Origin of the sequence: Phenylobacterium sp., from assembly GCF_016793225.1 — a bacterium.
In the GTDB taxonomy this organism is placed as follows: Bacteria; Pseudomonadota; Alphaproteobacteria; order Caulobacterales; family Caulobacteraceae; genus Phenylobacterium.
This window is the reverse complement of the sequence record NZ_JAEUMN010000068.1, coordinates 1-10,624: the sequence shown is the minus strand read 5'-3', so window position 1 is coordinate 10,624 and position 10,624 is coordinate 1. Positions and strand designations below refer to the sequence as shown.

12 protein-coding genes are annotated in these 10,624 nt (G+C 69.4%); 7 read left to right on the top strand and 5 right to left on the bottom strand.

Annotation, left to right across the window (positions count from 1 at the left end):
- On the bottom strand, positions 1 to 562 hold a 562-nt coding region (locus tag JNK30_RS07400), incomplete at its 3' end, for a hypothetical protein (RefSeq protein WP_293481420.1).
- Between the two features lie 329 nt (positions 563 to 891).
- Here JNK30_RS07400 and JNK30_RS07395 point away from each other — a divergent pair.
- Positions 892 to 1,659, top strand: coding sequence for a CPBP family intramembrane glutamic endopeptidase (locus JNK30_RS07395; protein ID WP_293481419.1), 768 nt, complete (start codon positions 892 to 894; stop codon positions 1,657 to 1,659).
- The gene (locus JNK30_RS07390) at positions 1,656 to 3,092 is read left to right on the top strand and encodes an alpha/beta hydrolase (protein ID WP_293481418.1); all 1,437 of its coding nucleotides are present in this window, start codon (positions 1,656 to 1,658) and stop codon (positions 3,090 to 3,092) included. The genes JNK30_RS07395 and JNK30_RS07390 overlap by 4 nt, the downstream gene beginning before the upstream one ends.
- Here JNK30_RS07390 and JNK30_RS07385 read toward each other — a convergent pair.
- A complete protein-coding gene (locus tag JNK30_RS07385) occupies positions 3,034 to 4,116 on the bottom strand; it encodes a helix-turn-helix transcriptional regulator (RefSeq protein ID WP_293481417.1) in 1,083 nt (360 codons plus the stop codon). The two genes, JNK30_RS07390 and JNK30_RS07385, sit on opposite strands and share 59 nt — an antisense overlap.
- A gap of 145 nt (positions 4,117 to 4,261) precedes the next feature.
- Between JNK30_RS07385 and JNK30_RS07380 the strand changes: the two genes are divergently transcribed.
- Entirely contained in the window at positions 4,262 to 4,900 is a 639-nt protein-coding gene (locus JNK30_RS07380) for a hypothetical protein (RefSeq protein WP_293481416.1), read from the top strand.
- 52 nt (positions 4,901 to 4,952) lie between these two features.
- A complete protein-coding gene (locus tag JNK30_RS07375) occupies positions 4,953 to 5,624 on the top strand; it encodes a hypothetical protein (protein ID WP_293481415.1) in 672 nt (223 codons plus the stop codon).
- Between the two features lie 48 nt (positions 5,625 to 5,672).
- Here JNK30_RS07375 and JNK30_RS07370 read toward each other — a convergent pair whose 3' ends face one another.
- From JNK30_RS07370 to JNK30_RS07360, 3 genes are read right to left on the bottom strand one after another with little or no spacing between them, the layout of a single operon-like run.
- Entirely contained in the window at positions 5,673 to 6,215 is a 543-nt protein-coding gene (locus JNK30_RS07370) for a hypothetical protein (protein ID WP_293481414.1), read from the bottom strand.
- Positions 6,216 to 6,227: 12 nt separating this feature from the next.
- A complete protein-coding gene (locus JNK30_RS07365) occupies positions 6,228 to 6,755 on the bottom strand; it encodes a hypothetical protein (protein WP_293481413.1) in 528 nt (175 codons plus the stop codon).
- A gap of 46 nt (positions 6,756 to 6,801) precedes the next feature.
- The gene (locus JNK30_RS07360) at positions 6,802 to 8,850 is read right to left on the bottom strand and encodes a M13 family metallopeptidase (RefSeq protein ID WP_293481412.1); all 2,049 of its coding nucleotides are present in this window, start codon (positions 8,848 to 8,850) and stop codon (positions 6,802 to 6,804) included.
- Positions 8,851 to 9,048: 198 nt separating this feature from the next.
- Between JNK30_RS07360 and JNK30_RS07355 the strand changes: the two genes are divergently transcribed.
- From JNK30_RS07355 to JNK30_RS07345, 3 genes are read left to right on the top strand one after another with little or no spacing between them, the layout of a single operon-like run.
- Positions 9,049 to 9,402 (top strand): hypothetical protein, encoded by a 354-nt coding sequence (locus JNK30_RS07355; RefSeq protein WP_293481411.1) that lies wholly within the window; start codon positions 9,049 to 9,051, stop codon positions 9,400 to 9,402.
- Entirely contained in the window at positions 9,402 to 10,145 is a 744-nt protein-coding gene (locus JNK30_RS07350; protein WP_293481410.1) for a hypothetical protein, read from the top strand. Before JNK30_RS07355 ends, JNK30_RS07350 begins: the two co-directional genes overlap by 1 nt.
- A 51-nt stretch (positions 10,146 to 10,196) precedes the next feature.
- A complete protein-coding gene (locus JNK30_RS07345; RefSeq protein ID WP_293481409.1) occupies positions 10,197 to 10,616 on the top strand; it encodes an META domain-containing protein in 420 nt (139 codons plus the stop codon).
- The last annotated feature ends 8 nt before the right edge of the window (positions 10,617 to 10,624 follow it).

Genomic DNA, 10,624 nt, shown 5'->3' with positions numbered 1-10,624 from the left:
AGACGTCCGGGCGGTCGGCCAGGATCTTCGCGAGCGGGATCCCGTCGATGGTCGTGCGGCCCGAATGGAGCTCTCCGGGGACGCCCTCGGCAGGCGCCGCAAGGGCGGCGCTGGGCGCATATCCCTCGAAGCGGCCGTGGGTCGCGTACCAGTAGCGCGCGTAGTCCTCCGCCGTCTCGCCGCCTACCCGGTCCAGCCAGGCGGACGAGTTGCGATCGTTGTTGGGACCGAAGAACTCCCGGTAGAAGGCCGCATGAACGTCGGGCCGGTCGCGCAGGATCTGCCGCGGATCGATGTGGGCCGTCTCCTCGGCAAGGGCGGCCGCGCCAGAGCCGGACGCGCCGACAGCGAACATCATGGCCATCGAGTCCGGCTCCCATTCGGCGAGCCATGGCGCCGCCTCCGCGGGGCCGAGATCTTGGCCCGCCGCCGCCTCGGCATCCGACGCCTCGACCTCCGGCTTCACCTCAGCAAGCGTTCCGTCGCGCGCGCCGACGGCCGCATCCTCCATCGGCGCCAGCCGCGCAGGCGACAGCGCACCATCCCAGTCCTCGAGCCGCAAGACCCCCTCCAGTCATGTCACGGCCGCGAAAAAGCCCAGCGTCGCGGTGGAGGGCAATTCTGGGAACTTTATAAGGACGCCCGCCGTCACCCGCCGATCGCAGGACTGCGGCGGGTTGCCGAAGAGAGACCGGCGCCCTCGTGCTCCGTCGGGAACAGGCTGAAGGCGCGTCACCCGCCCGCCGCAGTAGATATCGTCCGCCAGAGATTAGATGAGTTACGCCAATCTTCGGGCGACGCACACGGCATCAATTGTGCAAAGACGTGAGGGGTTTCTAATCTTCCAGGCCCCGATCGATCGGGGCGGCCTCGCACTGCGGAAACCTGACAATGCCTCGCGTCACGCAGCCCGCCCCGACGCCGACGGTCGGGATCATCGCAGCCGTCACCTACATCGCCATCATGGGCGTCGGCATGTGGTACATGCGCGCCGTCACGGGCGTCACCTATGGCGACCTCGCCATGTTCGACACCTTCTGGTTCGTCCTGATCCTGACGAACCTGGGGAACCTCGCTTTCCTGATCCGCTACTTCGGCTGGCAAGGCGCGGGCTTCGGCAAGCTGCGCTGGAAGGAACTGGTCTGGTTCGCGCCCTTCTTCGCCGTCCTGGCGTACAAGTTCGCCGTGAACGCCGGTGCGCTGGCCGCCTCACCGCCCAGCGACGCCCAATGGCGTCAGATCGCGTTCCTGGGCGCCGTCATCTTCCTGGTGGGCGCGGGTGAGGAAGTCGCGTTCAGGGGGCTGCTGCTGCGCAGTCTGCTCGGCCGGCGAAACCCGCTTCCCGCCATCATCGGCAGCTCCGTCGGCTTCTCACTGCTGCATGCGGTGAACATCCTGGGCGGGGAGCCCGCGCCCTCCGTTCTGTACCAGCTGGGCTACACCCTTCTCTGGGGCTTCATGTTCGCCCCGCTGGCGATCCGCCTGAACAGCCTCTGGCCGCTGATCATCGCCCACTGGTTCTGGGACTACTTCCAGTTCGTCACCGTCATCACGCAGAAGGCCGAGGCGGTGAGGTTCGACGTCTGGCTCTATCCCGTGGAATTCGCCATCGGGGCGATCCTGACGTTCCAGCTCTGGCGCGGGCGGGCCGCGCATTGAACCGCGCGCAGCCGGTCCAGGGCGCCGCATCGCCGTCGCGGAACCTGAGCCTCACGATCCTGCGCCGCCGCGCCGCCGCGCTGGGCATGACTGCGCTTGTGGCGGCGCTCGTCTCGGCCTGCGCCTCGCCCGGGCCGCTCGCACTGAAGCTGATGCCCGCACCGGAAGCGATCCTGAAGGGCGTGCTGGCCGGCGCCGCCACGGACCAGCAGCGGGTCGACGAGTTGCCGGGCGGCGGCGTCCTCTACGTCACGGACCGTCGACCCGGCCAGGGGGCGCCGGGGGTCTTCTATGACAGCGTCCGGGGCGGCGTGCTGCGCGCCGGAGCGGCGCAGGTAACGGTCGGGCGATCCGATCTGACCTGGACCGAAATGCGTCGCGAGGCCCATCTGAGGCGCAAGGGAGATGACCTCGCGCTCAAGGTCGGAGGGATCGAGGAGTTCGGCGTCCTGGATTCCGAAAGCCTGCCGCCACGGCCGGCCGACAGCCTCTCGGGCCCCGCGGCGCGAAGGCTGGCGGATGCGGTCAACGCCCGGCTGGCCGCTTCGCCGGAGAAGGACGTCTTCATCTTCATCCACGGCTTCCGCGTGAACTTCGACAATCCCGTCCTGGTCGGCGCGGAACTCTGGCACTTCCTCGGATACCAGGGCGCCCTGATCGCCTACTCGTGGCCCGCCACGACCAAGGTCACGGCCTACGTCGGCGACATCGAGACGGCCATGGCGACAGCGCGCAACCTGCGAGAACTGATCAGCTTCATCGAATCCTCCACCGACGCCGAGCGCATCCACGTGGTCGCGCACAGCGCGGGCACCCGCCTCGCGGTGCGGGCGATGGAGCAGATCGCCCTCATCAACCGACACGCCCCCGCGGGCCGCCCGCGCCTTGGACGCAAGGTCGAGAACGTGGTGCTGCTCAGCAGCGACATAGACCTCGACGCCTTCGCCGCCTCGGTCGCCGACGGCCTGCTCGGCGCCCAGCGCCACCTCGTGATCTACGGATCGCGGAAGGACTCCGCGCTCAGGGCGTCGAAGGCGCTGACCGGTCACCGGCGACTGGGCTCGGCATTCGGCGAGGACGACCTGTCGGATCGGATGAGCCGTCTGTTTCGCAGCGACCGAGACCGCATCTCCTACATCGACGTCACAGGTGTCGAAGGATTCGATTCCGGGCTGGGCCACAGCTATTTCCGCTCGAGCCCCTGGGTCAGCAGCGACCTGCTCATGAAGCTGGCGTACCGGCTGGGTCCGGGCGAGCGCGGGCTGGTTCGCGACGAGGCGACCGGAATCCTCGCCTTCCCCCCGGACTACATCGAGCGGATGTCGGCCATCCATGCCGCCCGGGCCAGATCGGCGGGCGGCGGGGGCGCGCGCGTCAGAACGCCCGACGGCCCGCAGCCAGCTGCATCCGGAAGGCCGCCGGCGGCACGCTGAACCAGGTCCGGAAGGACCGGGTGAAGCTGGTGCGGTCCGAGAACCCCAGCGAATCGGAAATCTCCTGGATGCTCCGATCGGCCTCGGAGAGCATCGCCGCGGCGATCTGCTTGCGCTCTTCCTCGACAATCGCCCGGAACATCGTGCCCGCCTCGGTCAGGCTTCGCTCGAGGCTCCGGATCGATTTTCCCAGGCTCGCCGCCACCTCCCGAACCGAAGGCGGGCGCTGGTCGTCGCGCAGCGATCGCGCAACGGCCTGGCGAACCTGGGATACGATCGACTGTTCCCGCAGCTTCGTCGCTTCGGCGCGCGCCATGCGAAGTCCCATTTCCCACAGCACGGGATCGTGCATGGGATTTCGCAGGCGATCCCAGTCCGCCGGGTAGGCCACCGTGTTCGAGGGCGTTCCGAAGCGAAGCACCGCGCGCTCGGGCGCAGGGAGGCGCACGGGATCCTCGGGCCCTGGCCAGGTGAAGCTCAGCTCTACGTGTCCGGGGCACGGTCCGGCGCGCGAGGTCAGAACCCGGTGCATCTGGAAGGCGAAGCCCAGGGCCACGACCAGTTCGACCGGACCCAGGTCCACCCTGGGCTGGAGCTGCAGCCGGCGCGTTCCGGCCTCGACGCCGTCAGCGACGCCAAGATGAGGATTGCTGATCCGTGCGACATCGAGCAGCGCGTCGACCGCCGTGCCCAGATCGGGAGAATAGCCGGCGATGAGGCCGCCCACCCGCCCCATGGGCCACTGCATGGCGCGCCAGAAGAGATCGACGAGCGCATGCAGGTCGTGACTGGCCAGCAGGTTGTGGAGGATGCGGACCTTGTGCCGCAGAAGGATCGAGGGCGGTAGGTCGGGCGCCTCGAGGAGAAACTCGGCGCCTTGGTAGAGCCACGCGGGGCGCGAGAGCCAAGCATCGATCTGGCGAAGGACCAGGATGGGAACGAATTCGTCCCCAAGTGCGCCGAGCCGCCGCTGAATTGCGTCGGCCTCGCCGGCCTGACGACTTGCGATGGTTGCGCTGACCACGGACACCTGCCTCCTCGGATGGATGTCGAGGCCACGCCCGTGTCGTCATGGCCTCGTCGATCAAACGCTTATGGGCAAAGGCGTTGCGAGAGTTCCGCCCTCTGCCGTAACTGATAACTCCGGTATGTCATCTTGGGGCGCAGTCGTGGCCGGGTACAACCGGGCGACGATGGCAAGCGACCCGATCCGGGTAATTCGACGACGAGATGGGGGTCAGCAAATGCCGCAAAGGCCGATCGGCGCCGGGCGGGCCGCAGTCGAGTCCGACGCCCAGATCGCCAGGCTCGTCGCGCGCCTGGCCATGGAGCATTTCCTCCGCACCCTGCAAGGGCTGTCCGCCATGCACCCTGGCGAAGACCTGCTGACCGTGCTGGTGCATCGCGCGATCGTGACGGCCAACCTGGCCCACCTCGATGTCGACCCCGCCGCGCGTCAGTTCGCGACGCTGGCCGCGGCGCCGCCCGACGAGGTTCGAAGGCCGGTCAGCGTCCGCGCCGTCGCCGCCTCGATGGGCGTTCCGTTGGAGACGGTGCGTCGCCGGACCAACCGCCTGATCGAACTGGGCCTGTGCCGCAGGGTGAAAGGCGGCCTCATCGTGCCGGCCGCCACGCTCGAGGGTCCGGACGCCGAGAGCGCCCTGCTGGGCAACATGGCCGGCCTGCGGCGACTGATCTGGCGCCTGCAGAGCGCCGGCTTCCGTCTCAGCGGCGCCCCGCATCCCGCGGCGGAAGGAGACACAGCCGTGGCGGAACACGTCAATGGCGAGCGAGGCGAAGCCGGATAAAGCTGCAGGGGGCGGGGCATGGACACCTGCCCCATGTTTGGAGAGTTGCTGCATGGACCTGATGAGGATCATCCGGTCTTTCGAGGAATTCATCTACGAGGTGATGACCTGGCTGCTCTTCTACCCGAGAACTCTTTTTCGGATCCTCATAAACCCGGTCAATACACTCGATTATGCCATAGACCAGCAGTCGGATGCGCCCGAGGAACAGTATTCGGACACGCTGAGCCCGCCACTGTTTCTGATGCTTACGGTCGTGCTCTGCTACATCCTGGAGCGAACGGCGCACCTCGCACCGTCCGCCACGACCGGGCTCGCCGGCCAGCTCATGAAGTCCACCCAGGGCACGCTGGCCACCCGCTCGCTCCTCTACGCGATCTTCCCGCTGGTGTTCGCCGCCGAGTACGTGCGCCTCAAGGGCCTGCCGCTGACCCGGCAGACGCTTCGTCCCGCCTTCTTCAGCCAGTGCTTCGCCGCCGGGGGCTTCGTGCTCATGGTCGCAACCGGGGTGATCGTTCTGCGCCTGCACAGCCCGCCCGCCATCGGCGCCAGCATCATGTCCGCCGGAGCGGTCTGGTACCTGGCCGCCAACGCATTCTGGTTCCGACGCTCGTTCGGGCTGAGTTCGCTGCGGGCCGTGCTGCTGGCCCTGCGCGGATTCATGCTCGCCACGGCCATCATCAGCGCGGTCGCGCTGGCGATCACCATGTCGTCGCTGAACTGAGGCGCCCCGCAGGCGGCGCGGCGATCGCGGTCGCCGCGCCGCCTGCCGTCAGGGCTTCGCCGGTGCGGCCGGCGCCGCCGGCGGCTCGGCCGGCAGTGGCGCCGTGGAAGGCGCGGACGGCGCGCCCGCGACGAACAGGTGGGTCTCCGGCGCACCGCCCTGCAGCTTCTTGGCGTCGTCGCAGAAGGCCGCCTTGTCCTCCACATGCGACCCGATCAGGGCGCCGCTGCTCATGCCGAGGAACATCAGCAGGGCCTCGTGCTGCGAGCGCTTCTGAGCCTCGGTGGCGTCGGCCGGGCCGAGCGCAAGCGTGGCCTCGACAGCGCGTCCGAGCTTCTGCGCGTCGACCTCCAGGTCGGCGCAGAGCGCGGAGGCCGCCATGTAGTAGCCCATGTTGAGGATGCGGCCCTGCTGCTCGGCGTTGAACGAATGGGCCATCAGCCCTGTCACCACGTGGCCGGTCTCGACCCGGGCGGCGTCACGCCCGGTCGGTGCGGACGCCGACCCTGGGGCGTCCGGCGCCTTGGCCGGCGAGCAACCGGCCAGAATGGCCAGGCCCGAGACGAGCGCGAGATGTCGGATAGGATGCATGTTCGCGCTCTCCTAGTAGCGATACTTGAATTCGCGGTTGGTCCAGTAGGCCGAGTAGCCGCGGCCTCGCTCGTAGCAGGTCCGCTGGGCGGGATAGCAATCGACCCCCCGGTCGGGCGAATACGGACGGCTGCTGCCGCCGTAGTCGTCGTCGCGGTCGCGGTCGCGGTCCTTCTTGCTCTTGGCGGCCGCAGCGGCGAGGAGGCCGACGGCGAGCGCGCCCGCGACGATGGCCGTGGAGTTGTCCTTCTTCTTGCCGCCGCCGCCACGCGACAGGTTGCAGTCGCCGGACGACCGGCTCTCGACATCGCGGTAGCGTCCGTTCGAGACGTAGAGGCTGATGCACTCGCGTCCCCGCTCGCGCCACCAGAGCTGCTCGCCGCCCTCGTTGTGATCGAAGACATAGCCCCGGGCCGCGAGGCTTCCTTCGGCCTGGCCGGCCTTGGCGCCGATCAGATCCATAGGCTGGGCCAGCGCGGGCCCGGCGATCATTCCGGCGATCACCGCGCCGACCAGTATCGGCCGCCTGTGTTTCAGCATGCTCGTCTCCTTGTGCAGTCTCGCTTCATCTTCGCGCTCGCGTTCATCACCAGATCCGCACGCGCTCCTCGGGCGGCAGGTAGAGCTTTGCGTCGGGCGGCGCCCCGAAGGCCGCGTACCAGGCGTCCAGGTTCCGCACGATGCCGTTGGTCCGGAACTCGCCCGGGCTGTGATTGTCCGTCAGGGCGCGGCGTCGGATGTCCTCGGGCGTCGAGAGCGACCGCCAGATCTGGGCCCACGACAGGAAAAACCGCTGGTCGCCGGTGAAGCCGTCCAGCACCGGCGCGGCGCCGCCCTGCTGCTCACGGACGTGGCGGCGATAGGCGTCGTAGGCGATGGAGAGGCCGCCCAAGTCGCCGATGTTCTCGCCCAGCGTCAGCCTGCCGCTCAGCTTCACGCCGGGGGCCGGGGAATACTGATCGTACTGGGCCACCAGTCGGGCGGTGCGCTGCTCGAACTGCGCGCGGGACGCCGAGGTCCACCAGTCGCGGAGACGTCCATCCCCGTCCGACCGGCTGCCCTGGTCGTCGAAGGCATGGCCGAGCTCGTGGCCGATGACCGCGGCGATGGCCCCGTAGTTGACGGCGGGATCCGCGCCGGGATCGAAGAACGGTGGCTGCAGGATCCCGGCCGGGAAGGTGATCGAGTTGAAGACGGCCATGTAGCCGGCGTTCACTTCCTGCGGCGGATAGGGCCACTCCCAATCACGGCGGGGCGCGTTGAGCTGGGCCAACTCGTCGTCCAGCTTCCAGGCGGCGATCCGCCGCCGGTTGCCCACCAGGTCGTCGGGCGCGATCCGGATCGGGCTCAGGTCGTGCCAGCGGTCGGGGTACCCGATGTAGCTGACGATCTTGTCCAGCTTCGCCAGCGCCTCGGCGCGCGTGGCGTCGTCCATCCAGTCCAGGCGGCCGATGCGCTCGCGGTACGCGTCGCGCATGTAGCGGACCATCCGATCGATCTCGGCCTTGGACTCCGGTCGGAAGTACTGTCGGGCGTATATGCGGCCGATCTGCTCGGCCATGGCGGCATTGACGTCCTGCACCGTGCGATCCGCGAGCGGCCGGCGTTGCGGCACGCCCATCAACCGCTTCTGGTGGAAGCCGAACGAGGCTTCCTGCCACGCCTCTCCGAGGTCGCCGGCCCATCCGTCCAGGACATGGAACAGCATGTAGCTGCGCCACGCCTCCAGGGGCGTTTCCGCGTACAGGCGCGCCAGCCTCTGGACGGCCGTGTTCGTCAGCAGGTTGTACTGCGCCGCCTTGTCGAGCTTCCGTTCCGCGAGGAAGACACGCCACTCGAAGCCCGGTGCGAAACGCTCGATCTCGTCCAGCGTCCTGAGATCGTACATCTTCACCCGGTCGCGGGTTTCGACGCCGCTCCAGTGCGCCCGTGCGATCCCGACCTCGATCGCCAGCACCTCGTCGGCGCGCGTCTCCGGCCGGTCGACGCCGGCGCGGCGCATCAGGTCCGCAGCGTAGTCGCGAAGGGCGGCCCGATGGCCGACGTAGGGCTCCTCGGCGCTGAGGTAGTAGTCGCGGTCCGGCATGGTCAGGCCGCCCTGCGCGATGGCGGGAACGTGGCGGCGCGGATTCCCGGGATCGAGAAGCACGCCGGCCACGATGGGCGAGCCCTGGAAGGGCCGGCCCATCAGCCGGGCCAGATCCGCGCGGGTGCGGATCGCCCGGACGGCGTCCAGGTCCGCCCTGATGGGCTCCAGGCCCAGGGCGTTCAGCCGTGCGACGTCGGCCCGGGATCGCGCGAAGTCGGCGATCTGCTGCTCCGGCGACCCTGCCGCGTGGGTCCCGCTGGAGACGCCCTCGATGACGGCCCGCACCTGCGTCTCGGTCCGAAGGTAAACCTCGGCGCCGACGTTCATCTCGGCCATGCCCGGCGGGATCCGCGCCCGGGCCAGCCAGCCTTCATTGACGTACCGGTAGAAGTCGTCGCCGGGGCGCACGGTCTGCGACAGGCCCGCCAGGTCGACGCCCCATGCGCCGGTCGCCGGCCTCGGCTGCGCCGGCGCAGGACCAGCCTGCGCGGCGGCCAAGGCCACCGCGAACACCGCCCCCACGACCAACTGACCCGATCTTGGCATCCCGGGCAGCTTCGGGACGCGGCGCGGCAATGCCTATGGCGGGGCGCGCCATCGTTGAGACGAAGCCCGCCAGTCTTGGCGGCGGCGCATTGCGTCACAACCCTGGCGGACGCCGCACTAGGACGCGCTGTCGCATTGCCGGATCATCGCGCCACGGCCCGGCGGTGCGCATGGCCTGGGAAACGAGGCGTTGGGGCTTTGCAGGTCAGGACCAAGCCGTTGAGCGAGCCTGTTCGCCTTGCATCGCCGCCCCGCCAGACGCGCCGAACCTGCGATGAGGCCGGCGCGGGTCGGCTCCGCTTCGATGCGCACTACGAAGCCATCGTCGAGCGCGCCTTCGCATTGGCCGAGACCGGGCTCTTCGTCTCGCTGGCCAGCCTGAAGCAGCAGCTGAAGCGCGAAGGGTTCGTCGCCGTCGAGACCGCGTTGCGCGGCACGCACGACCGCCGGGAGCTGCGCGCCCTCTGCGCAACCGCCGTCGACATGCGCCGTGGGGATCAGCTGGCGGCCCCGCGCGTCGGCGAACCGTCGGCCAGATTCAGGAACGTCTGATGCCCAGAACCGCTATCGTCGCGCTCGCCGGGCTCGCTCTGGCCATAGCCTCGGCGGCCACGGCTCAGGCCCCGCGCAGCGAACGCGTCCAGTTCGCCCGGGGAACCAGTTCGAAGACGATCGTGGGCCAGATCCGCGGCGACGCCACGGTGGAGTATGTGGTCGGCGCGAAGGCCGGGCAGACGCTGAACGTCACGCTGAAATCCAGCAACGGCGCCAACTATTTCAACATCTGGGCGCCGGGCGCGACCCCGGGCTCCGACGCCGCCCTGGCGACCAGCGACCTCTCGGACAACCGGGTCAGCCGCCGCCTTCCCGCGTCGGGCGACTATCGGGTCCAGGTCTATCTGATGCGGAGCGCCGCGCGGCGCAACGAACTGGCGAACTACACGCTGACGATCGGCGTCACGGGGGCTGCTGCGACCGCCGCCCTGGGCGCCGATGCGAAGGTGGCCGGCACGCAGTACAATGCGACGGCCGAGGTCGGCTGCGCGATCGGCGCGGGCGCGCCCCTGGGCCGCTGCAAGGCCGGCGTGATGCGGTTTGCCGGAGGCGAGGCCACGGTGGAGATCACGCTGCCGTCGGGCGGCAAGCGCCACATCTACTTCGCGGGCGGCCGGGCCACCTCTTCCGACGCGATGTCGGGCGCCTTCGAGGCCACCAAGGACGGGGACCTCAACCGGATCGCCATCGGCGCGACCGAACGCTACGAGTTCCCCGACGCCTTCGTCGTGGGCGGCTGACGCTGCCCTATGACCCGCCGCGCCGGTCACCTCCGGACTCTCCTGCCGGCGATGTTTCTCCTCGCGGGCTGCGCCCCTGCGCGACTCCAGGGGCCGGACGGCGAGAGCCCGGCGCTGGGGGGCACACGGTGGCGGCTGGTCGCCTTCCAATCCATGGACGACGCCCAGGGCCGCACGACCCCGACGGCGCCGGACCGCTACACGATCTTCTTCGGCCCGGATGGGCGCGCGGCCCTGCAGCTGGACTGCAACCGGGGCTGGGCGCCCTGGAAGGCCGCCCCCTCCGGCGCCGGCGGATCCCTCGCCGTGGGACCGCTTGCGACCACGCGCATGAGCTGCCCCCCGCCGTCGATGGGCTCGCTGCTCGAGACTCAACTGCCCTACGTGCGCAGCTACACGCTGGCGGACGGACGGCTGCACATGGCCCTGATGGCGGACGGCGGGATCCTCACCTGGGAGCCTGTCCGATAGCGCCGCCG